General features: G+C 73.8%; 22 protein-coding genes. 9 read left to right on the top strand and 13 right to left on the bottom strand.

The annotated features are described in order from the left end of the window. Positions 1–15: 15 nt before the first annotated feature. Genes ACJ9NR_RS00940 through ACJ9NR_RS00965 form a run of 6 tightly spaced genes read right to left on the bottom strand, consistent with a single transcriptional unit; the run spans position 16 to position 5,829 of the window. Positions 16–978 carry an alpha/beta fold hydrolase gene (locus ACJ9NR_RS00940; RefSeq protein WP_412490322.1) on the bottom strand — a complete coding sequence of 321 codons (963 nt, stop codon included), beginning with the start codon at positions 976–978 and terminating at the stop codon, positions 16–18. Further along, positions 975–2,108, bottom strand: a complete 1,134-nt coding sequence (locus ACJ9NR_RS00945) for a branched-chain amino acid ABC transporter permease (RefSeq protein WP_412490321.1) — start codon at positions 2,106–2,108, stop codon at positions 975–977. The genes ACJ9NR_RS00940 and ACJ9NR_RS00945 overlap by 4 nt, the downstream gene beginning before the upstream one ends. Next, positions 2,105–2,992 carry a branched-chain amino acid ABC transporter permease gene (locus ACJ9NR_RS00950; protein ID WP_412490320.1) on the bottom strand — a complete coding sequence of 296 codons (888 nt, stop codon included), beginning with the start codon at positions 2,990–2,992 and terminating at the stop codon, positions 2,105–2,107. The genes ACJ9NR_RS00945 and ACJ9NR_RS00950 overlap by 4 nt, the downstream gene beginning before the upstream one ends. Beyond that, positions 2,992–3,780, bottom strand: coding sequence for an ABC transporter ATP-binding protein (locus ACJ9NR_RS00955; RefSeq protein WP_412490319.1), 789 nt, complete (start codon positions 3,778–3,780; stop codon positions 2,992–2,994). Before ACJ9NR_RS00955 ends, ACJ9NR_RS00950 begins: the two co-directional genes overlap by 1 nt. Next, entirely contained in the window at positions 3,777–4,589 is an 813-nt protein-coding gene (locus ACJ9NR_RS00960) for an ABC transporter ATP-binding protein (protein ID WP_412490318.1), read from the bottom strand. The genes ACJ9NR_RS00955 and ACJ9NR_RS00960 overlap by 4 nt, the downstream gene beginning before the upstream one ends. A 4-nt stretch (positions 4,590–4,593) precedes the next feature. Further along, positions 4,594–5,829, bottom strand: coding sequence for a substrate-binding domain-containing protein (locus ACJ9NR_RS00965; RefSeq protein ID WP_412490317.1), 1,236 nt, complete (start codon positions 5,827–5,829; stop codon positions 4,594–4,596). A 302-nt stretch (positions 5,830–6,131) separates the two neighbouring features. Between ACJ9NR_RS00965 and ACJ9NR_RS00970 the strand changes: the two genes are divergently transcribed. Then, positions 6,132–6,932 carry a CoA transferase subunit A gene (locus ACJ9NR_RS00970; protein ID WP_412490316.1) on the top strand — a complete coding sequence of 267 codons (801 nt, stop codon included), beginning with the start codon at positions 6,132–6,134 and terminating at the stop codon, positions 6,930–6,932. 2 nt (positions 6,933–6,934) lie between these two features. Continuing rightward, positions 6,935–7,594, top strand: coding sequence for a CoA transferase subunit B (locus tag ACJ9NR_RS00975; protein WP_412490315.1), 660 nt, complete (start codon positions 6,935–6,937; stop codon positions 7,592–7,594). 211 nt (positions 7,595–7,805) lie between these two features. On the opposite strand, the gene ACJ9NR_RS00980 is transcribed toward ACJ9NR_RS00975, so the two are convergent. Next, entirely contained in the window at positions 7,806–8,522 is a 717-nt protein-coding gene (locus tag ACJ9NR_RS00980; RefSeq protein WP_412490314.1) for a class I SAM-dependent methyltransferase, read from the bottom strand. Between the two features lie 360 nt (positions 8,523–8,882). On the opposite strand from ACJ9NR_RS00980, the gene ACJ9NR_RS00985 reads away from it, so the two are divergent. The 6 genes from ACJ9NR_RS00985 (at position 8,883) to ACJ9NR_RS01010 (ending at position 18,975) form a co-directional block, all read left to right on the top strand. After that, complete coding sequence (locus tag ACJ9NR_RS00985; RefSeq protein WP_412490313.1) at positions 8,883–10,691, top strand: TIGR02677 family protein; 1,809 nt, start codon at positions 8,883–8,885, stop codon at positions 10,689–10,691. Beyond that, on the top strand, positions 10,688–11,935 hold the full coding sequence (locus ACJ9NR_RS00990; RefSeq protein ID WP_412490312.1) for a TIGR02678 family protein: 1,248 nt from the start codon (positions 10,688–10,690) through the stop codon (positions 11,933–11,935). The genes ACJ9NR_RS00985 and ACJ9NR_RS00990 overlap by 4 nt, the downstream gene beginning before the upstream one ends. After that, the gene (locus ACJ9NR_RS00995; RefSeq protein ID WP_412490311.1) at positions 11,932–16,041 is read left to right on the top strand and encodes a TIGR02680 family protein; all 4,110 of its coding nucleotides are present in this window, start codon (positions 11,932–11,934) and stop codon (positions 16,039–16,041) included. Before ACJ9NR_RS00990 ends, ACJ9NR_RS00995 begins: the two co-directional genes overlap by 4 nt. Beyond that, positions 16,029–17,429 carry a TIGR02679 family protein gene (locus ACJ9NR_RS01000; RefSeq protein WP_412490310.1) on the top strand — a complete coding sequence of 467 codons (1,401 nt, stop codon included), beginning with the start codon at positions 16,029–16,031 and terminating at the stop codon, positions 17,427–17,429. Before ACJ9NR_RS00995 ends, ACJ9NR_RS01000 begins: the two co-directional genes overlap by 13 nt. Positions 17,430–17,680: 251 nt before the next feature. After that, complete coding sequence (locus ACJ9NR_RS01005; protein ID WP_412490309.1) at positions 17,681–17,896, top strand: 4-oxalocrotonate tautomerase family protein; 216 nt, start codon at positions 17,681–17,683, stop codon at positions 17,894–17,896. A gap of 284 nt (positions 17,897–18,180) precedes the next feature. Further along, entirely contained in the window at positions 18,181–18,975 is a 795-nt protein-coding gene (locus ACJ9NR_RS01010; RefSeq protein ID WP_412490308.1) for a TetR/AcrR family transcriptional regulator, read from the top strand. A gap of 93 nt (positions 18,976–19,068) precedes the next feature. Here the strand turns inward: ACJ9NR_RS01010 and ACJ9NR_RS01015 are convergent, their stop codons facing one another. From ACJ9NR_RS01015 to ACJ9NR_RS01025, 3 genes are all read right to left on the bottom strand, one after another. Next, positions 19,069–19,440 (bottom strand): hypothetical protein, encoded by a 372-nt coding sequence (locus ACJ9NR_RS01015; RefSeq protein WP_412490307.1) that lies wholly within the window; start codon positions 19,438–19,440, stop codon positions 19,069–19,071. Between the two features lie 16 nt (positions 19,441–19,456). Then, the gene (locus ACJ9NR_RS01020; RefSeq protein ID WP_412490306.1) at positions 19,457–19,906 is read right to left on the bottom strand and encodes a hypothetical protein; all 450 of its coding nucleotides are present in this window, start codon (positions 19,904–19,906) and stop codon (positions 19,457–19,459) included. 106 nt (positions 19,907–20,012) lie between these two features. Continuing rightward, complete coding sequence (locus tag ACJ9NR_RS01025) at positions 20,013–21,032, bottom strand: ArsR/SmtB family transcription factor (protein ID WP_412490305.1); 1,020 nt, start codon at positions 21,030–21,032, stop codon at positions 20,013–20,015. 167 nt (positions 21,033–21,199) lie between these two features. Here ACJ9NR_RS01025 and ACJ9NR_RS01030 point away from each other — a divergent pair, with 167 nt between their 5' ends. Continuing rightward, positions 21,200–22,066, top strand: coding sequence for a helix-turn-helix domain-containing protein (locus ACJ9NR_RS01030; RefSeq protein WP_412490304.1), 867 nt, complete (start codon positions 21,200–21,202; stop codon positions 22,064–22,066). 79 nt (positions 22,067–22,145) lie between these two features. Here ACJ9NR_RS01030 and manD read toward each other — a convergent pair whose 3' ends face one another. The 3 genes from manD to ACJ9NR_RS01045 form a co-directional block, all read right to left on the bottom strand. Next, positions 22,146–23,390: a D-mannonate dehydratase ManD gene (gene manD, locus ACJ9NR_RS01035; RefSeq protein ID WP_412490303.1), complete on the bottom strand. Its 1,245-nt coding sequence runs from the start codon at positions 23,388–23,390 to the stop codon at positions 22,146–22,148. Between the two features lie 167 nt (positions 23,391–23,557). After that, the gene (locus ACJ9NR_RS01040; protein WP_412490302.1) at positions 23,558–25,003 is read right to left on the bottom strand and encodes a gluconokinase, GntK/IdnK-type; all 1,446 of its coding nucleotides are present in this window, start codon (positions 25,001–25,003) and stop codon (positions 23,558–23,560) included. 810 nt (positions 25,004–25,813) lie between these two features. Then, positions 25,814–26,803, bottom strand: a complete 990-nt coding sequence (locus ACJ9NR_RS01045; protein WP_412490301.1) for a helix-turn-helix transcriptional regulator — start codon at positions 26,801–26,803, stop codon at positions 25,814–25,816. Between the last annotated feature and the right edge of the window lie 12 nt (positions 26,804–26,815).

Below are 26,815 nucleotides of genomic sequence, written 5' to 3' on the forward strand. Positions count from 1 at the left end.
AGCAGGTGTCCCCCGTCACGGCGTGCCGCCGGCCTCCTCGGGCTTCCCGGCACCGGCCGCGGCCAGCAGGTGCCGGGCCACCACCCGGGCGCCCTCGTCGCCGATGACGATCGTGTAGTGGTTGGTGCCGGGGACGAGCCGGGTGCGGACCATGCGCGGATCGAGGCCCGCGGCGCCGAGCCGCTGCTCGTCGTACAGGCCCTGCGGCTCGTCCATGAGGCCGCGTTCCGCCCACAGCAGCACGGCGGGCAGGGGCAGCCGGTGCACCGCGCCCGGCACCTGTGCACCGAGCTGGTCCACGCCGTCGACGCGGACCGCCTCCAGACTGCAGGAGGAGCGCAGTTCGGGCTCCTGCCCGACCAGATCGCGCTGGATGTAGGCGTCCACCCACGTCGACCAGCAGCCGGCGAAGGCCGGATGCGCCTGCCAGAAGGCGCGGTAGGCCTCCCGGTCCGGGAACGTCATCGACAGCCGTCGCATGGCCGGGCCGATCACCGACGTGATGAGCTCATCGGGGTCCAGGCCGGCCGGGACGGGGAAGCCGACGCCGCCGTCCACCAGCAGCAGACCTGTCAGCAGGCCCGGATGGCGTACCGCGGTCAGGGCCGCCGCGAAGGCGCCCATGGAGTGCCCGGTCAGCACCACCCGCCGCACGCCCAGCGCGTCCACCACGGCCGCCATGTCATCGGCGTGGGCGGCGATGCCGTACGGGCCGGGCAGCCGCCCGCTGCGGCCCCGGCCGCGCAGGTCGGGTGCGACCAGCGTGGCCCGGCCGGCCAGGTGGTGGGCGACGCGCGCCCAGCTCAGGCCGTTGGCCGTGATGCCGTGCAGCGCCAGCACCACCGGCGCGCCCGGGTCCGCGGCCGGCCAGCGCGACACGGCCAGCCGCCCGCCGGGCACCGGAACGTCGAACTCCTCGTGCGCCGGGGCGGCCCCGGGCCGGCCGGCCGTCGTGTGGTTGTGCGGAGTGGGCGTCATGGCGCAAGGACCTCCTCGCGGTCGGCGGCGGGCCGGGACGTACGGGCGGTGCGCAGCCGTGCCGGGAGCCGCACCACGCCGCCGGGCAGCAGGTATATCACCGCGACGAACAGCGTGCCGAGCAGGAACAGCGGCTGCGAGAGCGGCACCCGGACCACGGAGGGCAGATCGGCGACCGCGTTCGATCCGGCCAGGTCGGCCAGCCGGTGGTCGGCCCAGGTGTAGAGGATGCCCCCGATCATGGGGCCCCACCGGCTGCCCGAACCGCCCAGGACCACCATCACCAGCAGCGACAGGGTGAAGTCGGAGGTGGTCGTCTGCGGGGTGGCGCCGCCGGTCAGCAGCAGGTACACGATCCCGCCGAGCGCGGCCAGGGTGCCGGCCAGCACGAAGGCGACCAGCTTGAAGCCGTACGGGCGCAGCCCCAGCACCTCCACCCGGCGCTCGTTCTCCTTGATGCCCTCCCAGACCCGGCCGATGGGCGAGCGGACCACCCACCCCACCACGGCCAGCACCACCACGAGGTAGGCGAGAGCGATCCAGTACAGGTTGGCGGTGTGCTCGATGCCGACCAGCGAGGCGGGCAGCCGGTCCGCGGGCGCGGCCCTGCCCTCCTCGCCGCCGGTGACGCCTCCGGGATCGCGCTGGACGAGGATCGACGCGGCCTGCGCGAAGGCCAGGGTGACCATGGAGAATCCGATGCCGCTGACGCGGAGGCTGACCGCGCCCAGCAGGGCGGACAGCACCATGCCCGCGAGCAGGCCGAGCAGCGCCGAGGCGGCGAACGGCAACCCCGCTTCCAGCATGAGGGTGTTGGTGACGTAGGTGCCCGCGGCGAAGTAGAGCGCGTGCCCGAAGGACAGCAGCCCGGTGCGGCCCAGCAGCAGGTCGTAGCCGGTGGCCAGGCCGCCGAAGAGCAGGCACAGGGCCAGCAGTTGCAGGTTGCCGGGGCCGCCGATCGGCCCGTCGAGCAGGCCCGGCAGCGGCAGCGCGCTGTAGGGGACGGTGAACAGCGCCACCAGCAGCAGGGCGGGCCACCAGCGGGTGGCCCGCCGCAGCCGCTCGGAGCGGGGGGCGGCGGGGCGGTCCGCCGCGCGGGCCCCGTCGCGCGGCTGGGTGGCGGTGATCATGTGAGCCTCCCGGTGAGCCCTCGCGGCCGGACGAGCAGCAGGGCGGCGAGCAGGACGACGACGGCGAGGTCGCCGAGTCCGGCGGTGGTGTAGTAGTTGGCGAACTGCTGGACGAGGCCCACGGCCACCGAGGCGAGGGCGGCTCCGGTGAGCGAGCCCATGCCGCCCGTGACGACGACCACGAAGGCGAAGATGAGCAGCGACGTGCCCTGTTCGGGGTCGACCGAGCCGAAGTAGAGGCCGCCCAGGGCGCCGCCGAGGGCCGCCGCCGCACCGCCGATGGCGAAGACCAGGGTGAAGGCCTTGCGCACGTCGATGCCCAGCGCGGTGACCATCGCCCGGTCCTCCACCCCCGCGCGGACGACCAGTCCGTGCCGGGTCCGGCCCAGGAACAGCTTGAGCGCGGACAGCACGAGCAGCGCCGCGCCGATCAGCACCGGGCGGTTGAGCGGCACTTCGGCGCCCAGCACGGCGAAGGTTCCCGCCAGCGCCTTCGGTCCGGGGAAGGGGCGGGCGTCGGATCCCCAGATCGCGGACAGCAGGGCCGGAACGGCCAGGCCGACGCCCACGGTGGCGAGGATCTGCTCGCGGGGGCGGGTGTAGAGCGGGCGGATCACGGCGAGTTCGAGCACGACGGCGGCGACGGTGCCCACAGCGGTGCCGAAGACGACCGCGAGGCCGAAGCCGGCGCCGGAGGACCCGGCACCGGGCAGGTGGCCGGAAGCGGCCCACCAGGTGCCGTAGGCGCCGACGGACAGCAGGGCGCCGTGGGCGAAGTTGAGCACGTCCATCAGCCCGAAGATCAGCGACAGGCCGGAGGCGACCAGGAAGTACAGGGCGCCCAGGCCCAGTCCGGTGAAGACGAGCAGTACGACGGTGGACATCAGGCGTCCGCCTCCGTGGTCCGGGCGGCGGGGAGCGCCGCGGTGCGAACGGGCGCACCGGCCGTCGGCCTTGCGGTGCTGCCGACGCCGAGCAGCCGGTGGGCGGCCTCGGCGTCGGCGAGGAGGTCGGCGGCCGGCCCCTGGTGGGCGGTGCGGCCGTCGGCGAGGACCACGCAGGTACGGGCGAGGCGGCGCACCACGGCGAGGTTCTGCTCCACGAGCAGCACCGGCACCGCCTCGGCGGCGCGCTCCAGCACCTGGGCGACCTCGGTGACCACCTTGGGCGCGAGGCCCTTGGTGGGTTCGTCGGCGATGATCAGCCGGTTGCCGTTGAGCAGCGTGCGGGCGATGGCGACCATCTGCTGCTGGCCGCCGGACAGGGTTCCGGCGGGCTGCCGGGCGCGTCGCTCGAGCTCCGGGAAGAGTTCGTGGACCAGGTCGTAGGCCGGTTCCCCGGCGCCGGGCCGCTCGGCCAGACGCAGGTTCTCGGCCACGCTGAGGGAGGCGAAGACGCCGCGGTCCTCGGGGGCGTAGCCGATGCCCCGGCGCACCAGGGCGTGGGTGGCCAGGCGCACCGTCTCCTCGCCGGCCAGCAGCACGCTGCCGGTGCGGGGCACCAGTCCGAGGATGCCGCGCACGGTGGTCGTCTTGCCGGCGCCGTTGCGGCCCAGCAGGGCGGTGGTGCCCGAGGCGGCCACCTGCAGGTCGACGCCGTGCAGGATGTGCCTGCCCCCGATGACGACCCGCAGATCGCGCACGGTGAGCAGGGGGGCGGGAACGGCGGTCACAACTCCTCCCCGAGGTAGGCCTGCTGCACGGTGGGGTCGGCCATCACCGAGGGCGGGGTGTCCAGCGCCAGCAGCGTGCCGTGGTGCATCACGGCCAGCCGGTCGGCCAGGTCCAGCAGCACGTCCATGTGGTGCTCGACCATGAGCACGGTGCGTCCCTCCTCCTTGTGCAGCGACCGGATGAGGTCGGTCAGGGCGGGGACCTCCTCGGCGCTGACGCCCGCCATCGGCTCGTCCAGCAGCATCAGCCGGGGCTCTCCGACGAGCAGGACGGCGAGTTCCAGCTTGCGTTTCTCGCCGTGCGAGAGGGCGTCGGCGCAGGTGTCGGCGCGGTGCGTGAGCTGGGTGCGGGCCAGCACCCGCCCGACCCGTTCGGGGTCGGTGCCGGCGCGGCGCCACACCTGGTACGAGCCGCCGTCGGCGGCCTGGGCCGCGAGTCCCACGTGGTCGGCGACCGTCATGCCCGGCCACAGGCTGGAGGTCTGGAAGGTGCGCCCGAGGCCGCGCCGGGCCCGGGCGTAGGCGGCCTCCGCGGTGATGTCGCGGCCGTCCAGTTCGATCGTGCCCCGGGAGACCGGGCTGACTCCGCTGACCAGGTTGAACAGGGAGGTCTTGCCCGCGCCGTTGGGGCCGATGAAGGCGAGGAACTCGCCTTCGCGGACGTCGAAGGAGACGGAGTCGACGATGGTCGCGCCGCCGACCGTCCAGCCGATGTCCCGCAGCCGGAGCACCGGGGCCGGGAGGGCGCGGGCCTGCCCGGCGTCCGCGGCCCCGGCGGCGTTCGGTGACGTCGTGTTCGAGGAGGACATCGTCTCAGCCCGCCGTCCTCGCGACCGGTGGTGCGACGGCTGTCATCGGGAGGCTGTCGATCAGCTCGGGCCGTGCGGCGGCGCCGCTGCCCTTGAGCCGGGCGGTGAACATCGGCTGCAGCAGGGCGTGGTCCTCGGCGCGGATCTGCTCCTTGCCCTTGGGGCCGTCGAAGGTCCAGCCCTCCAGTGCCTTGGCCATGGCCGTGGTGTCGGTGGCGCTGCCGGACTCGATGGCGTGCACGATCATCTGGGCGGCGGTGAAGCCGTCCGGGCTGAACAGGTCGGGGGTGCCACCGGCCTTGGCGATGCCGTCGAGCATGGCCTTCTCCACGGGGTTGCCGCCGCCGGCGCCCGGGAAGTAGTGGGCGAGGAAGGCGACCTTGGAGCCGGCCGAACCGAAGATCGGGTACGAGGCGGTGCCCGCGAGCCCGGTGACGACCTTGCTCGCGTCCAGCACGCCCTGCTGGTTCAGCGCGGTCCACAGGGCGGGGGCGGTGGCGCCGGCCCAGGCGACGAACACCAGGTCCGGTCTGCCGGCCCTGGTCTGGCGGGCGAAGGGCGTGAGGTCGGTGGCGCTCGGCGGGGCCAGCACGGAGCCGACGTGCGCGCCCTTGGGGCCCAGGGCGGCCTTCACCGCGGCCACGTTGGCCTGCCCGAAGGCAGAGTTCTGGGCGAGCACGGTGACCTTCTTGCCCTTGGCGTCACCGAGCAGCGTCCCGGCCGCGAGGATGTCCTGGTAGGACTGCCGGCCCGAGCGGAAGGTGTAGGCGTTGACGCCGGTGACCGCGTCGGTGGCCGCGGGGCCGCTGACGTAGAGCACCTTGTTCTGCGCGGCCAGCGGTGCCATCTGCAGGGCCACACCGGAGTCGGTGGTGCCGGCGAGGATCTTGTAGCCCTTGCCGACGAGGGTCTTGGCCGCGGCGACCGCCTTCGCGGGGTCACCGGCGTCGTCCTGTTCGGTGACCCGGATCGGGTGGCCGCCGGCCTTGTTCGTGCCGTGCGTGGCGTACGCCAGACCCGCCTTGAAGCCTTCCTCGTACTGCTTGCCGTAGGCGGCCAGCAGCCCGCTGCGGGAGTAGACCAGTCCCACGTCGACGGGCGCGGACCTACCGGCCGCGCCGGCGGACTCGGTGCCGGCGGTGCCGGCCGAGGAGCAGCCCGCGACGAGGGCGCCGAGGGCGATCAGGGAGAGGGCGCGAACAGATCTGCTTCGGAAGGTGTCCGTGAGGCGGGAACGCATGACGATCGGCTCCTGACAGTGTGTCGCCCGCCCGTCGCCGGGTTCCGCGGGCCCCGTCCGGGACGGCGGCCTCGTACGCGACGACGGGAGCGCGGTGCGTGATTGCCGGAACCCTAGGAGCGCCGTACGACGGGCGGCATGGTGCCGATCACCGTTCTTCAAGGCCCAGTCATAGCGCCGGCGCACATGGTCCGTGGCAGCCGGCCCGGGAAAAGGTGAGCACCACCCGGCCCTGGTCGCGATGTGGTGGGCAGGCCGGGACGACGACGAAGGCGACACACCCCCACGGGGAAGGGAACGGCATGGACAAAGTGATGGCCGCGGCCGCGAAGGCAGTGGCGGACATCCCTGACGGTGCGACACTCGCGGTCGGCGGGTTCGGCCTGTGCGGCATACCGTCGACGCTGATCGCCGCGCTGGCCGAGACGGGCGCGTCCGGCCTGCGGGTGGTGTCCAACAACTGCGGTGTCGACGACTGGGGGCTGGGACTGCTGCTCCGCTCCGGCCGGATCGCCCGGATGACCTCTTCCTACGTGGGTGAGAACAAGGAGTTCGCCCGCCAGTACCTGGCCGGCGAGCTGGAGGTGGAACTGACACCGCAGGGCACCCTCGCCGAGCGGCTGCGGGCCGGCGGCACCGGCATCCCCGCGTTCTTCACCCCGGCCGGGGTGGGCACCCAGGTCGAGGAGGGCGGCCTGCCCTGGCGCCACGGCGCCGACGGAGGCGTCGCGCTGGCCTCCCCGCCCAAGGAGACACGGCAGTTCGGCGGCCGCCGCTACCTGCTGGAGGAAGCCATCACGGCCGACTTCGCCCTGGTGCGCGCAGCGGTCGCCGACCGGCACGGCAACTGCCTCTTCCACGCGGCGGCACGCAACTTCAACCCGCTGTGCGCGATGGCGGGACGGGTGACCGTCGTGGAGACCGAACGCCTCGTCGAGGCCGGTGAACTGCCGCCGGACACCGTCCATCTGCCGGGCGTGTACGTCGACCGCGTGGTCGCCGCCGACGCCTCGCTGGACAAGCGCATCGAGCGCCGCACCGTGCGCCCGGCGCGCACCGGCGCCGAACCGGCCGCCGTGCGCACCGACTCCGAGGAGAAGTGACCATGCCGCTCGACCGCGACCAGCTCGCCGCCCGCGCCGCCCGTGAGCTGCGCGACGGCCAGTACGTCAACCTGGGCATCGGCCTGCCCACCCTGATCCCCAACCACCTGCCGGACGGGGTGCACGTGGTGCTGCACTCCGAGAACGGCATCCTGGGCGTGGGCCCCTACCCCCACGACGGCGAGGAGCACGCGGATCTGATCAACGCCGGGAAGGAGACGGTGACCACCGTCCCCGGCACCGCCTACTTCGACTCGGCCCTCTCCTTCGGCATGATCCGGGCCGGCCGCATCGACGTCTCCGTGCTCGGCGCCATGCAGGTCTCGGCCCGGGGCGACCTGGCCAACTGGATGATCCCCGGCAAGATGGTCAAGGGCATGGGCGGTGCGATGGATCTGGTGCACGGTGCCCGCCGGCTGATGGTCGTGATGGAGCACGTCGCCAAGGACGGCAGCCCGAAGATCGTCGAGGAACTGAGCCTTCCCGCCACGGGTCGCCGGGTGGTGGACCGGATCATCACCGACCTGGCCGTCATCGACGTCAGCCCCGAAGGCCTGCGCCTGGCGGAGACCGCTCCGGGCGTCACCGTGGGGGAGGTGACGGCCGCGACCGCCGCCCCCCTCCTCCTCGACCAGGACGCCTCGGCACCTGCCCGCTGCTGACCACGGCGAACGGCTCGGCCGGCGGCACCTCGCGGCGGGCATGCCGCGGGGTGGCGCCGCCCGGACGCTGCCGCGGCGGATCCAGCGGGGTCACGGCTCCTCTGTGTCACCACGCCTTCGTGTCACACGTCTCTGTGGCACCACTCATCTGTGCCACCGCTCCTCGTGCGGGCCGCCTGATCGGCAGCCGGACGAGACGCGGCCTGAGTGGCTACCGGCGGCGGCAGCAGAACTCCGCATGGGTGGGGCGGGGAAAGGAGCGGGAGACGACGTCGAACCCGGCTCGTTGCAGCATGCCCTCGACGATCCAGGCGTAGGTGGAGAACTCCTCACGCACATGGGCCTCGAAGTCGGCCCTGGTGAAGCCCTCGCCGTCCGGCCGGCCGGCGGTGTCGATCCATTGCCGCAGGTGCGTCTCCGCGCTGGACGGCTCGAAACTGAAGATCACGTCCCACAGGTGGAAGGTCCCGCCGGGACGCAGCATCCCGGCCGCGTTGAGCAGCGCCTGCTGCTTCCAGAAGTCCGGCAGTTGATGCAGGGCCGACTTCGTGGTGACCACGTCGGCGAGAGGACCACGGTGGGTGTAGTCGAGAAAGCCGGCGTGGTGCCATCGCGGTGCGACGCCGTACCTGTCGGCGCGCGCCTTGGCGAAGGCCAGCATTTCCTCGGAGACGTCCACACCGTGTGCGGCGGCCCCGCGCCGTGCGGCCTGGACGACCAGCGATCCGGTACCGCACGCGAGATCGACCAGTCGGGTATCTCCGGTGACGCCCAAGCGGTCCAGCAGCGCGTCATCGGCTCGCGGGTCCGTGCCCTGGTTGCGGTCGTAGGCGGCGACTGCGGCTTTGCTGCCCAAGTCGACGCCGACGGGCGCGTATTCGGGGAAGTACCAGGCAGGGCGGGCGGGTGTGGTGTCGTTTGGTGGCATGGCCCGTTTGTAGGCTCCGCGCGGGACCTACGGCAACAGCGACTTGCGTACCGCGGCATTCCGCAGATGTGGCGCAGCTCGTGGAGCGGACCGCGCGGCTACAACAACCGGCACGGCACGGGACTGACCTCGAACAGCTCCATCGACTACGGATGGTCGACGGACTGCAGGGCCCTCCACTGCCGATGGGGTCAGTCCGTCGGCTCCGGTCGCAGCGGCGACGGCCACGAGGCACAAGGGGGGGCGGAGCCCAGGCGCCCGGAGCGTCGTCGTACGGTTCGATGCACGAGCCCATCACTCTGCGTACATCTCTGGCCACGATTGCCGTGTCCGGGGGCCCGTCGGGAAGAATGCGGGGCGATGACCTCGCAGCCTTCCGATCGGGACCGGGCCGACTACGGGCCCTTCGCGCACCTGACGGTGCCGAACGCCGCCCTGTACCGCCAGGTGATGCGCGCGTTCCTGGCCGCCAAGGAGCGGTTCGCGGTGCATCTGCGGCCCGAGGACGTGTACGCGGCGCTGCCGCCCGAGCGGCGGCCCGGCGATCCGGACGCGGTCGCCAAGGCGCTGGACAGCCTGGTGGAGTGGGGGAATCTCCGGGCGGACCCGGACACCTCCCGGGTGACGGCGGTGGAGGACTTCTACCGCAAGCGGTTCATCTACCAGCTCACCCGGGCCGGGGAGGCCGCCGAGCAGGCGCTGAGCACGTACGACGAGGCGCTGGGGCGGCGCGGCGCGCTGCAGGCGGTGGCGCTGCACGACATCGTCACCCAGTTGCGGGCGCTCATGGTGATCGCCGCCGAGGGGGACGAGGGCGGACCCGACGCGGCCAAGGCGCATCTGGCACTGTCGGCGCTGACGGCCCGGTTCGAGGCGCTGGCGGAGAACGCGCGGGCGTTCATGGGGTCGTTGCAGCGCACGATCGACCTGCACGGTGTCGAGGTGGAGGTGTTCCTGGCCTACAAGGACCGGCTCATCCAGTACCTGGAGCGGTTCATCCAGGACCTGATCACCCTCGGCGGCCGCATCGCACTGCTCGTCGGCGAGCTGGAACGGGACGGGCGCGCGGACAGCCTGCTGCGACTGGCGGCTGCCCGGGAGGCGGCCGACGCGGACCCGGAAGAGGCGGCGAGCGCCGAGGCGCAGGCCCATGCGCGGTGGGCGGCGCGGTGGGCGGGGCTGTCCTCGTGGTTCGTGTCCGCCGACGGGCGACCCGCGCAGGCCCGTCTGCTGCGCGGGCGTGCGCTCGGGGCGATTCCGCAACTACTGGCCGTCGTACGGCAGTTGAATGACCGGCGGGCCGGGCGTTCGGACCGGTCGGCGGACTTCCGGGCGCTGGCCCGCTGGTTCGCGGAGGCGCCGGACGACCAGGCGCGGCACCGGCTGTGGCGGGCCGCCTTCGGGTTGTACCCGGCCCGGCACCTGACCGTGGACGCCGACACCCTCGCGGAGCGGGCCGCCCGCCCGGAGCCCGCGGCCACCCCGTGGGCCGAGGCCGCGCCGCTGCGGATCAGTCCGCAGCTGCGTCGCACCGGCAGCTACGAGCGGCGCGGCAAGGCGCGCAAGGTGCAGGACCGCTCCGAACAGCGGCGCCGGCTGGCCGAGATCGCGGCCCGTCAGGCCGAGGAGATCGCGGCGGCCCGCGCCCGGCTGGCCACGGACGGCACCACCCGGCTGTCCGCGCTCGGCGAGCTGGACCCGGCGGCCTTCGGCCTGTTCCTGCGGCTGCTCGGCGACGCCCTGGCCACCTGGCGACCCGGCATGACGACGACCCTGGCGACCAGCAACGACGGCACCATGGAGATCCGGCTCACTGCTCCGGCAGACGGCACGACGGCCGAGATCCGCACACCGGGCGGCGTCTTCCGCGGCCCGGACCACCTGGTGGAGATCACCGATCTGACCCGCGACGGACGGGTGCGGGCGGCCGGCAGGGCCACAGAGCACACCGGCGGCCCCGAGGATGCGCGGGGCGTGCTGGCAGACCCGCGAGGCGCCGTCGGCGCGGCCACAGCGGACCTACGGGGGACCGGGCTCGGCGCGGGCAGCGCCGCGGCGGATCCGGGAGGCGCCCCCGGCGCGGCCTCGGGGGACGAACGCGGCGCCTTCGGCGGGGCCGCGGACCGTCCGCGAGGAGCCGTGCGCAACGATGCAGGAGGGGCACGATGACCGCACAGCTGGGAGAGGTCCTCGACGCGCGGCGCGCGGCCGAGCAGCAGAAGGCCGCTCGCGCGCTGTTGAAGGAGCCGCTGCTGCTGGCGCACGGTCCGTCGGCGGACGCCTTCCGCCTCGTCCGGCAGTACGCCGGTGAGCTGCGGGACTGGTTCGACCGCAACACCGGATGGACGCTGCGGGTGGACGCGGAGGCGGCCCGGCTGCACCGCGCGCCCGGCACCCTGTCGGACGCGACGCATCCGGCGCGCGACACCTCCCGCGCCCGCGCGCCGTTCACCCGGCGCCGCTATGTGCTGCTGTGCCTGGCCCTGGCGGCGCTGGAGCGGGGTGAGGCGCAGACCGCGCTGGGGCGGCTCGCCGAGCAGGTGATGCTGGACGCCGCCGATCCGCAACTGACCTCGGCCGGCATCGAGTTCACCCTGGAGCGGCGCGAGGAGCGGGCGGACCTGGCGGCGGTGGTCCGGCTGCTGATGCGCTACGGAGTGCTGCGGCGGGTGGCCGGGGACGAGGACGCCTACGTCAGCGGGTCCGGGGACGTGCTCTACGACGTGCAGCGCCGCGTCCTGGCCGGGCTGCTGGCGGCCCGCCACGGTCCGTCGACGATCACCGCCGGGGATTTCGGGGAACGGCTGGCCGAACTGACCGCCGAGACCGCCCTGGACAGCGAAGAACTGCGCTTCCGCGCCATCCGCCAGCGGCTGACCCGCCGCCTGCTCGATGACCCGGTGCTGTACTACGACACCCTGACAGACGAGGAACTCGCCTACCTGACCCGCCAGCGCGGTTTCATCACCGCCCGCATCACCGAACTGACCGGCCTGGTCGCGGAGGTGCGGGCCGAGGGCGTCGCCATGGTCGACCCCCACGACGATCTCACCGACGTGCGGATGCCCGAGCAGGGCACCCACGGGCATGTCACCCTGCTGCTCGCCGAGCACCTGGCCATTGCCGCGGGCGAGGTGGGCCGCCCGGAGCTCGAGCGGAAGGTGCGTGAACTGGCCGTCGTCCACGGGGCGTTCTGGTCCAAGAGCGCCAAACAGCCGGGCGCGGAGGGCGAGCTGGTCGACCAGGCACTGGACAGACTCACCGCGCTCGGTCTGGTGACCCGCACCCCCGGAGGCGTGACACCACGGCCGGCCCTGGCCCGGTACGCGGTCGGCGAGACCGTCGTCGTGGAACCGGGAGTCCGGACCGACCGCAGGCCGCGCCCGTCCCAGCGAAAGGCACAGCAGCCGTGACCACCCCCGCCCTGCCCCATCCCTCCCCGGGCCGGTGGCGCCCGCTGCGCGTCGGCCTGGTCGACCTGTTCTACTACGACACCGAGGAGTTCTGGTTCCGCGACGGCCGCCTGCTGCTGCGCGGCAACAACGGCACCGGCAAGTCCAAGGTCCTCGCCCTGACCCTGCCGTTCCTGCTGGACGGCGACCTGTCCGCGCGCCGGGTGGAGCCCGACGCCGACCCGGGCAAGCGGATGGAGTGGAACCTGCTGCTGGGCGGGGAGCACCCGCACCCCGAGCGGCTCGGCTACACCTGGATCGAGTTCGGGCGCGTCGACGAGGAGAGCGGGCAGGCCGACTTCCGCACGCTCGCCTGCGGACTGAAGGCGGTGGCGGGCCGCGGCATCGCGCGCCACTGGTACACGGTCACCGACCAGCGGATCGGCGAGGAGCTGAGCCTGCTGGATGCGACCGGCACCGCGCTGTCGCGCGACCGGCTCGCCGAGGCGGTCGCCGGCCGCGGCATGGTGTACGACCAGGCGAAGGCGTACCGCCGGGCGGTCGACGAGGCGCTGTTCGGGCTGGGCGAGCAGAGGTACGCGGCGCTGGTGGACCTGTTGATCCAGCTGCGCCAGCCTCAGTTGTCGAAACGGCCCAACGAGGCGGCCCTGTCGCGTGCGTTGACCGAGGCGCTGCCGCCCATGGACCAGGCGGTGATCGCGGATGTGGCCGAGGCTTTCCGGTCGCTGGACGAGGAGAAGGAGGAACTGCGAGCGGCTGCCGAGGCGGAGCGGGCCGCGTCCGGGTTCCTGGAGCACTACCGCCGCTACGCCCGCGTCGCCACCCGGCGCCGGGCCCGGCTGCCGCGCAGCGAACACGCCCGCTACGAACAGCTCGGACGCGATCTGGCCCAGGCCCGCGCCGAGCGCGAGGACGCCGAGCGGGAGCGGGAGGAGGCGGCCGTACGGATCGCGGAGCTGGAGGAGATCGCCACCCGGCTCCGGGCCCAGGACGCGGCCCTGCGCGCGGGGCCGGAGATGCGCAGCGCGCGGGAGCTGGAGCAGGCGGCGGTCGATGCCCGCCGCACGGCCGGGGAGCGGCAGCGGGCCGAGGCCGACCGGGTGCAGGCCGCCGCCGCGCACACCCGGGCCCTTGGTCGTCTTCAGGCGGCCGAGGACCGTCTGGCCGCGGCCGAGGAGCAGGTCGCGGACGTTCTGCTGCGAGAGCGGGAGGCGGCCGCCGCCGCCCGGCTCGACGGGGAGCTGAGCACCGACGGCGCGGCGGAGGCCGACCTGCGCCGCGCGGCCGAGGAGTCGGTGGCCCGCAGGCGGCGCACCGTGGACCATGTGGAGGGGCTGGCCGCACGCGCCGAGGAGGCAGCCGCCGTCAGGCGTGCCGCCGCCCGGCGCCTGGACGAGGCCGAGACCGAGGCCGGACACACCGCCGCCCGGCAGGCCGAGGCCGGGGCACGGACGGCAGGGGCGGGCCGGGAGCTGATCGGCCTCGTCCGCGACCACGTGCGCAGCAGCCGGGAGCTGGCCGTCGCCGACCCCGCCGGTCTCCTGGACGGCCTGCAGGACTGGGTGACGCACTGTCAGGGGCCCTACCCCGCACGGGAGCAGGCGGGTGAGGCACACCGGGCGCGGGCGGCCCGGCTGGCCGACCGGGCAGCCGGGCTCGGGCAGGAACACGACGCCCTGAACACCCGGCGGGCCGAGGCCGAGCGGGAGCTGGCCGCGCTGGAAGCGGGCGGGCAGCGCGGGCCCGAGGCCCCCCGCACCCGTACGCCTGGTGTGCGCGAGAGCGCGCCGGGGGCTCCCCTGTGGCGCCTGGTCGACTTCCGTGACCACGTCCCGGATCGTGAACGGGCGGGTCTGGAGGCCGCGTTGGAGGCGTCCGGGCTGCTGGACGCCTGGGTGTGCCCGGACGGCACGGTGTGGCACGCGGACGGCCATGACGTGCTCCTCGCCCCGGCGGGCCCGCTGGCCGGACCGACGCTCACCGATGTGCTGCGCCCCGCTGTCGACCACGGCGGTTCCGCTCCCGAAGAGGCGTCCCCGGCCGCCGCGGTCAGTGAGGAGACGGTCGCCCGGCTGCTGGCCGCCGTGGGACTCGGCTCGGGCGGCGACACCTGGATGAGCGCCGACGGCCGCTTCCGCGTCGGCGCGCTGACCGGCTCCTGGGCCAAGGACAGGGCCGCCTACGTCGGAGCGGGCGCCCGCGAGGAGGCCCGCCGGGCCCGGATCGCCGCCCTGAAGGGCGAACTGGACGACCTGGCCGGCGCATCGGCGCGGCTGGAGGCCGAGCAGGCCCGCGTCGCCGAGCGGCGCTGCACCCTGGACGCCGAACTGGCCGCGGTCCCCGACGACGCGGCCCTGCGGGACGCCCACGCGCACGCCGCCGCGGCGGCCGAGGCCGCCCACCGGGCGCGTGCCCGCCGCGACGAGTGCGCCGCCGACCTCACCGAGGCCGCACGTCAGGAGGCCGAGGCGGCCGCCGAACTCGCCGAGACCGCCGCCGCCGTGGGCCTGCCCGCGGACCGGGCCGGCCTGTCGGCCGTCCGCCAGGCGCTGTCCGACTACACCGCCGTCCTCGCCGCCCTGTGGCCCGCGCTGCGCGAACGCACCGCCGCCACCCGCGCCGTCGCCGACGAGCGCGCCGAGACCGGGCAGGCCGGCGACCGGGTCACCGAACTCGCCCGGCGCACCGAGGAGGCGGCCCGGCTCGCCAGCGCCGCCGATGAACGCCACACCACCCTGCGCTCCACCGTGGGTGCCGCCGTCGCCGAACTGGAGCGCCGCCTGGCCGAGACCGCCGAGGCGCTGACCGCCTGCGACCGCGACCAGCGCCGGGTCCGCGAGGCGTACACCGCCGCCGACCGGCGCACCAGCCACGCCGAGGGCCGTATCGAACAGCTGGAGAAGGACGTGGGGCAAGCGGCGGCGGCCCGCGCCGAGGCGATCGCCGCGCTCCAGCGGTTCGCCGCCACCGGACTGCTCGGCGTCGCCCTGCCCGAAACGGCGCTCCCGCCGCTGGAGGCAGGCCCCTGGGCCGCCACCCCGGCGATCGCGCTCGCCCGCACGATCGAGGCCGACCTGTCCGCGACCGACGACTCCGACGGCGCCTGGGAGCGCGTGCAGAAGCGGCTCGGCGAGGAGTACAAGAAGCTCCAGGACACCCTCTCCCGCGGCGGCCACGGCGCGAGCGCCCGGATGACGGAGGACGGCATGGTGGTCGACATCGTCTACCAGGGCCGCGAACGGGCCGTCCCCGAACTCGCCGAGGCCCTCGCCGCCGAGGTCGCCGAACTGACCCGCATCCTGTCCGCGCACGAACGGGAGATCCTCGAGACCCACCTGCTCACCGAGGTCGCGGGCACCCTGCAGGAGCTGATCGGCAGCGCCGAGCGGCAGGTGCGCGCCATGAACGCCGAGCTCGCCGAACGCCCCACCTCCACCGGCATGCGGCTGCGCCTGGTCTGGCGCCCCTCCCGCAGGGCACCGGCCGGGCTGGAGCGGGCCCGCGAGCGGCTGCGGCAGTCGGCCGACGCCTGGACGAGCGAGGACCGGGCCGCGGTCGGCGAGTTCCTGCAGACACAGATCGCCCGCGCCCAGACGGACGACGCCGCCGGCAGCTGGCTGGAGGTCCTGACCACCGCCCTCGACCACCGCTCCTGGCACGAGTTCGGCATCGAACGCCACCAGCACGGCAAGTGGGTCCCGGCCACCGGCCCCGCCTCCGGCGGCGAACGCGTCCTGGCCGTCTCCGTGCCCCTGTTCGCCGCCGCCTCCTCCCACTACGCCACCGCCGCCCCTCACGCCCCGCGCCTGGTCACGCTGGACGAGGCGTTCGCCGGCGTCGACGACGACTCGCGCGCCAAGTGCCTGGGCCTGCTGCACGCCTTCGACCTGGACGTGGTGATGACGTCCGAGCGCGAATGGGCCTGCTACCCGCAGGTGCCCGGCATCGCCATCGCCCAGCTCTCCCGCGTCGACGACATCCCCGCGGTCCTGGTGACCCGCTGGGAATGGGACGGCACCGAGCGCGCCCGGGCCACCGGCGGGGACGACCATCGCCTGCCGTCGCTGCCCGCCCCCGACCACCAGGAGTCGCTGTGGCGGAGCTGACCCCGCCCGGGCGGGGCACCGGTAACGACACGGACGCCCCGTCCGGCACCGGGCGGCGCGACACCGGCGGCGGAGGACCCGCCGAGGGACCGGCCACCGCGGCCCCGCCCGCCGAGCAACCGGCCGGCCCCGCCCCGCCCGTCGATCGCGACCGCCTCACGCGCCTGCTCGGCCACGCCGACCTCGCCTGGCTCCTGGAGCGGATACGCCGCCGCATGGCACGGGAGGAACCCCTCACCGGCCCGGTCACCCTGGCCACCCCGACCGACGCCCAACGCGCCGCCGCCGAACGTCTCCTCGGCCGCCCCCCGGGCACCGGGCGCTCGCTCAGCATCCGGCTGGAGGCGGTGGACACCGTCCTGCGCCGCTCCGGCGCCGCCCCCGGCGGACTGGCCGCCGCCGTCACCGCCCTCACCGGGCCCGTCACCCGGCTCGCGGACGTCCGCGAACAGCAGGCGCACGCCTGGCAGGAGGCCTACGCGCCGCTCGCCGGCCTGGGTCCCGAACTGGCCGCCTGGGCCGACCGGGTGCGCGCGGACGGCCTGGTACGGCGGCTCGCCCGCACCCCGCGCGCCGCGCGGAACCTGCTCACCTCCGCCGCCACCGCCCTGCGCGAACTGCCCGCCGACCCGCCCGTGTCCCTGGCGGCTTTCGCCGCGCGCACCCTCGGCGACGCCCACGCCCTCGACGACGGCACCCCTCTCGCCACCCTCGTCCACTCCGGCATCCGCGCCCTGAGCGGCTTTCCGGACGGCACCGGCGCCGAGTGGCGCCGCGAGGTGTGGGCCTCGGCCGGGCTCCTCAAGGACGCCCTGTCCTCCACCGTGCTCACCCTGGGCCTCACCGGCACCCCCGCCCTCAACGCCCTCGCCGAGACCGGCGAACCGGCCGTCCTGACCCTGCGCCAGCTCACCCGCACCCCGCCGCGCACCGCTCCGGCCACGGTGTACGTGTGCGAGAACCCCACTGTCCTGGCCACCGCCGCCGACCGGCTCCCCCGCTCTCGGCGCCGCTCGAACGGGAGCCCCTCCTTCCCCGGCCGCCCGCCCCTGGTCTGCCTCCAGGGCCAGCCCTCCGCCGCCGCCCTCACCCTGCTGCGCCACCTGCACGCCCACGGCGCCACACTGCGCTACCACGGCGACTTCGACTGGGGCGGCCTGCGCATCGCCGCCGCCCTGCTGCGCCGCGTCCCCTGGCAGCCCTGGCGCTACACGGCCGCCGACTACCGCGCCGCCGCCTCGGCCGCTCCCCTGGCACCGCCCCTGACCGGCGCCCCCGCCACCGCGCCCTGGGACCCGGACCTGCGCCCGGCTCTGACCGAGATCGGCGTACGCGTCGAGGAGGAGGCGGTCCTCGGCCTGCTGCTCGGCGACCTCACCTCGCACTGACCCTCGCAGCGGCGTTCCAGCCGGACATCGAGCCGTTTCATCGATACGCCCAGACCGTAGCGCTGATTAAGCCCTGGTGTTATCGTTGCACTCGCCAGGCCGTAGCGGCGATACGCACGACGGGTCCACGTGCCCGCCGGCTGCCCGCCCCAACCGGCGGACAGCAGTCCGCCCGCTGGACCCCCGCACAGCGGAGTGCCGGACGTCGCGTACACGCCGAGGCCGGTCATCACCACGACAAGGAGCAGATCATGCCTTTCGCGAACTTCAAGGTCCCCGCCGACACCCTCACCCCGGAGCAGAAGAAGCTCATCGTCGACCGGACGACCGACCTCTACGCCGAGATCTACGGAGAGGTGGCCCGCCCCAACACCCTGGTTCTCGTCGAGGAGGTCCCCGACGGCGGCTGGGGAATCGGTGGCACCGTCCTCACCGCGGCCATGATCAACGACAGCCACGACGGGTAGCACCCGGCTGCCGGGCGCGCACCGGGCCCCCTGCCCTTACCCGCGACAACTGCCCGTCCGCGTTGCAGAGGTGCCGCAGGGGGCGGCCCACCACCCGCCCCCTGCGCCATCCCGAGCGTCGGCCGAACCGCGTCCGGCGCACCGCCCGGCGGTCCGCCCGTCCGGACAGCCACGGGCGGCACCTGACCCAGCGGTTATTCTCATTGCCCTCGGCCGCCACGAGGGCGGGGCCCACCGCGGCCCTCGCCCAACGGCTGCCGGCAGGAAGGAGACAGTGGACGGCCATGGCTGACGCCGGCAGGAGCCCGAAGACCGAGGACACGCGGACACGCATGCTCGACGCCGCCGAGCGGCTGCTGAGCGCTTCCTCCGACAACGACGTGTCCACGCGGGCCGTCTGCGACGCCGTGGGTGTCGGCCAGCCCGTTCTCTACCGCATCTTCGGGGACAAGAACGGCCTGCTGAACGCCCTCGTCGAAAGCGGCTTCGAGCGGTACATCAGCCGCAAGCAGGCGCTGGAGACCACCGACGACCCGGTGGCCGACCTGCGCGACGGCTGGGACGACCACATGGACTTCGCGCTGAGCAACCGGGCGCTGTACCGGCTGATGTTCTCGCCCACCCTCCCCCAGGTGCCCGCTGCGGCCGGCCGCATCTTCGGCCTTCTCAAACAGACCCTCGACCGCTGCGCCGCCCACGGCGCGCTGAAGATCCCGACGGAAGAGGCCGCACAGGCGATCCTGTCGGCCAACGTCGGTGTCGCCCTCAGCATCCTGTCCCAGCCCGACCGGTACAGCGACCCGGACCTGCCGCACAGGGTGCGGGACGCGGTGTTCTCCTCCTGTCTCGTCCACACCCACGCGCCAGGCCGCGCCGAGGAGCCGGTCGTCTCCTCCGCCCTCGTCTCCTCCGCCCTTCAGCTCGAAGCAAGGCTCCGGCAGCCGGGCAACTCCCCCCTCGGCCAGGAGGAAACCGCGCTGATGCTCAAGTGGCTGCGCGTTCTGCGGCAGCCGGGGTTCGCCGGGCCGACCGACGGCAGCGATCCTGGAGGCGACGGGGACCGGATCTCGCCGGCCTGAACTACTGAAGCGGCGGCCTCCCCGCACGTGCAGGGCCTCGGCACGGTGTTGCGACGGAGCGCGCACTCGCCCCGTCGCAACGACGTGGTCCTGTCAGCAGGACGCCAGGCCGGGAATGGGCCGGTCGTCGGCCAGGCCCGCGATGTCGATCTCACTGGCCCAGCCCGAGTCGGTCCTGACCCACCAGCGGCTGTGGTACTCGCCGCGCGTCACCCTCCCGGCCGCCACCTGGCAGACGGCGAAGTAGGCGCGCCCCGGCAGCAGTTGGCCGACCTGCGCGCCCGGAGGCAGCGAGGCGTACACCGGGGTGGTCCGGGTGACGCAGAAGGTTCTCCCCGGGCTGGGCGGACAGGGCAGTACCGGAGTCGACCCCACGGCACGCGCGGGGGCCGCGGCGAGCAGCAGGCCGGCCAGCGGCACGGCGGCCAGCAGGCCCAGGCCCGCGTTCCTGACGGATGTCCTCATGGTCCGGCCCCCTTCCTCAGCAGTCGGGGATGCCGTTGGCCTGGTCGTTGCCCTGCCCCGACAGGCCGTAGGCCGGGATGTACTGGTTCTGCCAGGGCTTGCCCGGATACGTCCAGTCCAGGTCCGTCCGCAGCCACCAGTGGTTGTACCCGTAGCTGCCGGTCACCTTGTCGCCCCACACACGGCAGTACACGTAGTTGCTGCCCGCGTGGATCCCGCCCGAGGGCGTGGTCGGCTGTGAGAAGGGACGTGGCGTGCGGTAGCCGTCCTCGTCCTCGAAGAGTGTGATCCAGTGCTTGGCGTAGGCCGCGGCCCTCACCGGCGCGTGCACCGCACCGGCGGCCGCCGGGCCGGCGCCGGCGGAAGCCGGGGACGCGGCGGAGGCGGAGCCGGAGGCGCCGGCCAGCAGTGAGGCGGTCAGCGCGGCGGCCGCCGCCCCCGTGAGCGCGGTCCGCAGTCGATTCATGGGAACCCTCCTGACGTAGTCGGTCCGTTCGATGCCTCTCGGCGCCCGATCAGCCTGCGGGGAGCGAACGGGAACGGGCGAGGTGTTTCAGGCAGGCCTGAAAGAGTCAGTTCACGGCGGAGGGACCGCGCAGCCCGTGCTGCAGCAACGCCCGCCCCAGGGGCGTCAGCGTGTGCAGGACGCGATTGCCCATCCGGCGGCTGCGCACCAGCCCGGCGTCCGCCAGGGCGTGCGCGTGCTGGCTCGTGCCGGCGGCGGAGACGCCGAGGCGGCGCGCGAGTTCGCCCGTGGTGGCGGCGACGTCGAGGGCGGCGAGGACACGGGCGCGGTTACGGCCGAGCAGGGCGGCCAGAGCCTGGGCATGGCGTTCACGGCGCCGCGCGACGGCAATGGGCCTCTCGTGCTCCATGGGGCAGACCAGCACCGGGGGCAGGCTCGGGTCGACGAGCGTGACAGGCGTGCGCCAGCAGAAGAAGGACGGGATCAGGCGCAGGCCCCGGCCCTCCAGGCGGAGATCGCGGTCGACGGGGTAGTCCGCGCGGAGCACGGGCGGCTCCCAGCGCATGCCGGGACCGAGGCTGCTCAGAAGCCCGTTCACGCCGCCGTCACGCACGGCCCGCGCCCGTACCGCGCTGTCGGCTTCCACGGTGGCCCTGACATCGCTCCAGTCGGGCGCGATCACCGCGTCGTGCAGCACATGAAGCGCGTCTGCGACCTCCTGCACCCCTTCGCGGTCGCCCGAGGCGAGGTCGCGCAGCCACAGCGGTGCCCCGCGCGGGTGCCGCAGCCGTGCCAACAGCGCCGTTTCGCGGCGGAGTCGGCCGGGCGGGGTCGCTCGTACCGCCCGCAGCCCGGACCGCAGGCCGTCGGCGGCGGCGTCCGGGGTGAGAAAGTCCGGGAAGTAGCAGTCCGCCGGCGCGAGCATCCGTAACTGCCGTACCGATCCGGTCAATTGTCGTTCCGTGAGGACCTCACGCGCCCGCAGCCACCAGGTCAGGAAGACGGCCGGGACGCGGGCGGCCTCCGCCAGCTGCTGCAGGCCGAGGACGGTCTCCCACAAGGGATCGTAGGTGGTGGCGACCTCGACACGCGAAAGATCGTCGTCGGTGAAGTGAATGCGTAGCACGCTGTCCCCCGTTGCGGCTGCGGTCTGCCCGGCAGCTCCACTATCGCGACCGGACTGGCCGGGAGTGCCCCCTGGGACGGCATTGGGACGCGCCCGGCTCGCGTCCCCGGCACCGACCTGCGCCTACGCTGAGCTCGAGACTCGGGCGCGCATCCAGGATGGGACGGATGGGACGGGACACTGCCGCGCGTACGGAACCGGAGTGCCTGGCCGGCGATCTCCTCGCCGCACGGCTGCGAGGGATGCGGCAGCGGACCGGTAGATCGCTGAAGGAACTCCAGGATGTCGTCCACGCCAGCGACTCCTCCTTGTCCCGCTATCTCTCCGGGCGCATCGTGCCGCCATGGAGCGTGGTGGGCCGGTTGAGTGAGGCGGCGGGTGAGGACTCGGCGGCGGTCCGGCCGTTGTGGGAGCACCTGCAGCGCGAGGAGCACCGGGACGGCCGCTGCGTCCCGGTCCGGGTGTATCCCCCGCCGTCCGTGCCCCCCGCTCCGCCCGCGCGGGATCGGGATACGGGCATCGACCGGGCCGCCCGGCACCGGTGGCGGCCCGGCGCGACCGTCGGAGCGCTGGTGCTCGTCACCGCGCTCGTGTCCGGGGGAAGCGGCGTGTGGGCCGGGCTCGAACTGGCCCCGGACCGCCGGGCGCACACCACCCTCACCTCACCGCAGGACGGCGCCTGCAATGACTGGGCCTGGCCGTCGGCCGGCGTCGAGGGCCAGGTCGACGTCGCTCCCGTCACCGTCCACGGAGACGACCACGCGCCCGTGGTCCGCCTGGAGAACGGCACGGTGAACGGCCGCCGGATGGCGTGGGCCGAGATCACCGGTGCCCGTTTCGGTGACCGCGTGTGGATCGACTGGAGCGAGGACGACGGCAGGAGCTGGACGCAGTGCGGTCCCTTCGCGGCCACCTCACCGACGCGCACCACCCCTGCCCACCCCCTCCGCCAGGGATGGCAGTTCCGCGCCTGCGGCGACACACCGCGCCCCGCGCCCAGGTATGCCCGCAACCAGTGCACCGTTTTCGGGTAGCCGGCGGGAGCCGGGAGTCCGTCCGAAGTCCATCCGACGGTGCGCTACGGCGAGAAGGACACGCGCCCCGAGCTCACGCTCACCAGTCGTGCATCGTCCCGTCCCGCAGCCGGTTGACCGGCAGGTACGCGGCCTCGTAGGGGAATTTCCGTGCCGCCTCCACGTCGAGTTCCACGCCGAGGCCCGGCGTGTCGGACGGGTGCAGCAGGCCGTTGTGGAACCGGAAGGAGGTCCGGAAGACCTCCAGGGTGGGCTCGGAGTGCCGCATGTACTCCTGGATGCCGAAGTTGTGGACGGCCAGGTCCAGATGGAGCGCTGCCGCCATGCCCACCGGGGAGATGTCGGTCGGGCCGTGCATCCCGGACTTGATGCCGTACAGGTCGGCGAGGTCGAGGAGCTTCTTCATCGCGGTGACGCCGCCGGTGTGGGTGACGGCGGAGCGCACGTAGTCGATGAGGCGCTCGCTCAGCAACGTGGTGTAGTCGTGGACGGAGTTGAAGACCTCGCCGATCGCCAGCGGTGTCGTCGTGTGCCGGCGGATCAGGCGCAGCGCCGCCTGGTCCTCGGCGGGCGTGGCGTCCTCCAGCCAGAACAGGTCGTACGGCTCCAGCGCCTTTCCCAGCTGGGCGGCCTGGATGGGCGTCATCCGATGGTGTCCGTCGTGCAGGAGCGGCAGTTCGGGGCCGAACTCCGCCCGGACGGCCTCGAAGACGGAGGGAACGTGCCGCAGATAGGCCCGTGTGTCCCACGTCTCGACCGCGGGAAGAGGCCGCCCGCCCGTCGCGGCGCGGCGCGCGGGTTCGTAGTCGTACCGGTCCCCTCCGTCGGCGGCCGAGGCCGCCACCCCGTAGACCGTGTCCAGGCCGGGGATGCCGGTCTGGATGCGGATGGCCCGGTAGCCCAGCTCCAGGTGCGCCCGCACGGAGTCGAGGAGTTCGGGTATGTCGCGGCCGGAGGCGTGCCCGTAGGCCAGGGCTCCGCTGCGGGACGCGCCGCCGAGAAGCTGGTACAGGGGCATGCCGGCGGCCTTGGCCTTGATGTCCCACAGTGCCGTGTCGACGGCCGCGACGGCCGCCATGGTCACGGGGCCGCGCCGCCAGTACGCGCCCCGGTAGAGGTACTGCCAGGTGTCCTCGATGCGGGAGGCGTCGCTTCCGATGAGCAAGGGGACGACATGGTTGTCCAGGTAGGACTGAACGGCGAGTTCACGTCCGTTCAGGGTGGCGTCGCCGAGGCCGGTGACGCCGTCCTCGGTGGTGATGCGCAGGGTGACGAAGTTGCGTCCCGGACTGGTGACGATGACCTCGGCGGACACGATCCTCATGTTGGGCCCCCTCTGCCGGTCTCTGCTGGCCGGCCTCTGCCGCCCTCTGCCGGCCTCTGCTGGTTCCTGCTGGTCTCTTCTTGGTCGGTCTTGTCGGGCGTGCGTCGGTTGCTCGTCGGGTCCTGTCGGGGCTGCGTCGGCCGGTGCGGGCCACTCGGGCGGAGGTCTCAGCGTTCCCGGACGCGCCGGACCAGTTCGGTCTGGACCTCGGCGACGATCCGTTCGACGGGCAGGGTCGCGTCCACGGTCAGGCCGGCCTCGTCCTCCTGCAGCGGTTCGAGGTCCTCGTACTGCGAGGACACCAGGGAGGCGGGCATGAAATGGGAACGCCGGGCCGCCACCCGGGCGGTGGCCGCGTCCTGGTCGAGTGCCAGGTGCACGAAGAAGGCGTCCGGGCGGGCCGCCCGCAGCAGTTCGCGGTAGATGTGTCTGAGGGCGGAGCACGTGATCACCAGGCCTTCCTCCGAGCCCGCGGCCCGCATGCGGGCCGCGACGGCGGCCAGCCACGGGCTGCGGCTGCGGTCGTCGAGCCGGGTGCCGTTCTCCAGCGCCTCCACGTTGCACCGGGGGTGGAAGCGGTCGCCTTCCTCGAACGGCGCGCCGAGCGACTCCGCCAGGTACTGCCCCACGGTGGTCTTGCCGCACCCACTCACCCCCATGACGACGACGGGGGCGCGCCGGGCGCGGACCAGCGCGGCCATGGCGTCGTGGAATCCGGACCGGTACGGCGACGGCAGGCCGTTCGGGTCGAACTGCTCCAGCCCGGCGCGCAGATGGTCCAGTACGGCGGGGTCCTGGAGCCGTCCGCCCCTGATCTCGGCGAGGAGGGCCTCCGCGAATGCCTCCGCGGCCGTCGCCAGTCCCTGGTCGACGGCGTAGGCGAGCCCCATGTGCAGCCACATGGCGACCGGTTCCGGCCGTATCGGATAGCGCTGGACGGTGCCGGCGCCGACGACGGCACGGGCCGGCCCGACCGCCGCCTGCTGGTGGCCGCCGATCCAGTTGCGGTCGATCCGGTGGTTCAACGCCATGACGACCGGATGCGACAGGCGCAGGAACAGTTCGTTGCGCGAGCCGGCGAGCAGGGTGCGGTGAAAGGCCGCATCGACGTCGCGGAAGCGCTGCCTGACCGCCACTCCCTCGCGCGGACGGACGAAGTCCGGCTCTTCGCTGAGGGCGAGCAGGGTGCGGGCATGGCCGGTCAGGTCGTGGCAGATCTCCGCGGACCGGCTCAGCGCGCTCAGCCTGGCCGCTCGGGGCTCGATGACCTCCCTCAGTTCCGTGAGCGACCGCATCTGGCTGTCGGGGGCGACCTCCAGGCGCCACGCGATCACGTCGGGGTCGAGCAGGTCCCACTGCTCCAGGCCCTGAACGGCGGCCCCGATCCTGGGCTGCAGGTTGACCAGGCCCTTCTGGTGCAGCGCCTGCAGCGTCTCGCGGGCCATGGGGCGAGTGATCGCGAACTCGCGCGCCACGGCGTCGACGGTCAGGTGCTGCTCACGGGACTTGCTGCCTTCCACGATCTGGCAGCCGAGCCGTTCCACCACCTTGGCGGTGGAACCCCGTGACGCGTCCTCGAAATCCACGGAATGGTCTTTCTCGGGACCAGTCATGGCAGGGATGCTAGGTCACAGCGTCGCTCTGGTCAGCCATCCGGCCGGGAGGTGCGGAAGCGCGGGCAGCCCGGCAGGCGCACGTCGGAGCGCGCAGGCATCCGCACTGCCCCCCGCGAGCCTCCCCGCGCCTCCTCACGACGCGTGATGGTGTATCAGAAGCCTTCTCTGATAGCGCTTACATGGTTACCGTATTCACTCATTCGAGATGCTTCGGTGATACCGGACATCGGCCAGGGGTGAGTGCAGGACGGACGTCACCGGGCCGCGCCGGTGCGTGGCAGCCACCCAGGACTGCTGGTCCCGACCTGACTCAGCTTCAGGAGAACCCCCATGCCCGAACCGACCTCGCCCACGCCCCCGCTTCCGCCCCGCCCCCGCCACCGCCACCGCCCCAGTCGGAACGACTCTCCCTGCGCTGGGCGCTCATCCTCCTGGCCGCGGTGGTGGCGGGACTGCTGACAGGCCTGCTGACGTACGCCCAGTCCGGCAACTGGCCCGGCTCCCTCATGGCGGCCCTCGGCGCGAGCGGCGCGACGCTGATGGGACTGCCGATGCTGCTGTGAGGATCGGGAGGGCGGTGCGGGCCCGGCTCCGGCGGCGAGACGGGCGGGAAGGGGGAACAGCGGGAAGGCGGGTCAGTGCGCCCGTGCACCGCGAGGACCCGACCGGCCCGCAACGGCTGCGCGCCCCACCGTCGACGCATCTCGGACCCCACGGTCCACCCCGGCCGTGCCGTGTCACGACACGGGCTCCTCGCTGCCGGACAGCAGGGGTCATCGCTGCCGGACAGCAGGGGGGCCGTCGCGGTCAGGTGCGGCGGGCGCAGGAGGTGAGGCGATCGGCGAGCGCGAGGACGCGGTCGCGCAGTTCATCGGGGCGTTCGATGACGAACGGCCGGTCGAGTGCGGCGAGTACCGCAGGCAGCCAGTCCAGCCGCTCCGCACGCAGCTCGACGCGCAGCCAGCGCTCGGCCGTCCGGTCCTCGCCTGCCGCGGGCGTCTCGTCCGGCAGGCTCGCGACGCCGGCGGGAAGGTGGGCGCGGACCTGCGCGGCCGTCCCGTGGATCCGCAAGGTGACCTCGTGCCGGTACGGGGCCGTGGCGAACGCCGTCAGCACCCGCTCCGCGGGATCAAGGCCCACGGGCGTCTCGAATGAGCCGGGCAGGGTCCTCGCGTCTGCGACGCGGTCGAGCCGGAAGGTGCGGTCCTCGCCGATCCGGGCGTCCTTGCCCGTCACGTACCACCGGCCCGCGTGCGCGACGATGCCGTACGCATGCAGTGTGCGTTCGCTACGCCGTCCCTCGCGGTCGGTGTAGCGGACCGAGACCGGTCGGTGGTGGCGCACCGCATCGGCGATGGTGAGCAGCACCTCGGCGTCCGGGGTGTCGAAGTCGCCGGGCTGGTCCGTGAAGGCGAGAGCTTCCACGAGGGTGTCGAGGCGGCGGGCGAGGTGCTTGGGCAGCACCCGCCGGATCTTGGCCGAAGCCGTCTCACCGGCGGTGTGCTGCGTCGTCGTCAACCCCGCTCGGCGGCCGGCGACCAGGCCGAGCAGCACGGCCAGCGCCTCGTCGTCGCTGAGCATGAGCGGAGGCAGGCGGTATCCGGGCGCGAGCCGGTACCCGCCGTAGCGGCCGCGCACCGATTCCACGGGGATGTCCAGGTCGATCAGCTGGTCCACATACCGCCGCACGGTGCGCCCTTCGACGCCGAGCCGGTCGGCGAGTTCGGCCACGGTCCGGGTACCACCCGACTGCAGCAGCTCCAGCAGTGTCAGCACGCGGCCGGTGGGTCGGGACATGTTCGCAGCCTA

The sequence above is a fragment of the Streptomyces sediminimaris genome (assembly GCF_047049295.1).
Classification (GTDB): domain Bacteria; phylum Actinomycetota; class Actinomycetes; order Streptomycetales; family Streptomycetaceae; genus Streptomyces; species Streptomyces sediminimaris.

Excerpts from the sequence above, each read along its gene's own strand:
- ACJ9NR_RS00965 (WP_412490317.1), bottom strand. The coding sequence starts at position 5,829 with ATGCGTTCCCGCCTCACGGACACCTTCCGAAGCAGATCTGTTCGCGCC.
- ACJ9NR_RS01010 (WP_412490308.1), top strand. The coding sequence starts at position 18,181 with ATGGCTGACGCCGGCAGGAGCCCGAAGACCGAGGACACGCGGACACGC.
- ACJ9NR_RS01005 (WP_412490309.1), top strand. The coding sequence starts at position 17,681 with ATGCCTTTCGCGAACTTCAAGGTCCCCGCCGACACCCTCACCCCGGAG.
- ACJ9NR_RS01040 (WP_412490302.1), bottom strand. The coding sequence starts at position 25,003 with ATGACTGGTCCCGAGAAAGACCATTCCGTGGATTTCGAGGACGCGTCA.
- ACJ9NR_RS00950 (WP_412490320.1), bottom strand. The coding sequence starts at position 2,992 with ATGTCCACCGTCGTACTGCTCGTCTTCACCGGACTGGGCCTGGGCGCC.
- ACJ9NR_RS00940 (WP_412490322.1), bottom strand. The coding sequence starts at position 978 with ATGACGCCCACTCCGCACAACCACACGACGGCCGGCCGGCCCGGGGCC.
- ACJ9NR_RS00975 (WP_412490315.1), top strand. The coding sequence starts at position 6,935 with ATGCCGCTCGACCGCGACCAGCTCGCCGCCCGCGCCGCCCGTGAGCTG.
- ACJ9NR_RS01020 (WP_412490306.1), bottom strand. The coding sequence starts at position 19,906 with ATGAATCGACTGCGGACCGCGCTCACGGGGGCGGCGGCCGCCGCGCTG.
- ACJ9NR_RS00945 (WP_412490321.1), bottom strand. The coding sequence starts at position 2,108 with ATGATCACCGCCACCCAGCCGCGCGACGGGGCCCGCGCGGCGGACCGC.
- ACJ9NR_RS00985 (WP_412490313.1), top strand. The coding sequence starts at position 8,883 with ATGACCTCGCAGCCTTCCGATCGGGACCGGGCCGACTACGGGCCCTTC.
- ACJ9NR_RS01015 (WP_412490307.1), bottom strand. The coding sequence starts at position 19,440 with ATGAGGACATCCGTCAGGAACGCGGGCCTGGGCCTGCTGGCCGCCGTG.
- ACJ9NR_RS00990 (WP_412490312.1), top strand. The coding sequence starts at position 10,688 with ATGACCGCACAGCTGGGAGAGGTCCTCGACGCGCGGCGCGCGGCCGAG.
- ACJ9NR_RS01030 (WP_412490304.1), top strand. The coding sequence starts at position 21,200 with ATGGGACGGGACACTGCCGCGCGTACGGAACCGGAGTGCCTGGCCGGC.
- manD (WP_412490303.1), bottom strand. The coding sequence starts at position 23,390 with ATGAGGATCGTGTCCGCCGAGGTCATCGTCACCAGTCCGGGACGCAAC.
- ACJ9NR_RS01045 (WP_412490301.1), bottom strand. The coding sequence starts at position 26,803 with ATGTCCCGACCCACCGGCCGCGTGCTGACACTGCTGGAGCTGCTGCAG.
- ACJ9NR_RS00960 (WP_412490318.1), bottom strand. The coding sequence starts at position 4,589 with ATGTCCTCCTCGAACACGACGTCACCGAACGCCGCCGGGGCCGCGGAC.
- ACJ9NR_RS00970 (WP_412490316.1), top strand. The coding sequence starts at position 6,132 with ATGGACAAAGTGATGGCCGCGGCCGCGAAGGCAGTGGCGGACATCCCT.
- ACJ9NR_RS00980 (WP_412490314.1), bottom strand. The coding sequence starts at position 8,522 with ATGCCACCAAACGACACCACACCCGCCCGCCCTGCCTGGTACTTCCCC.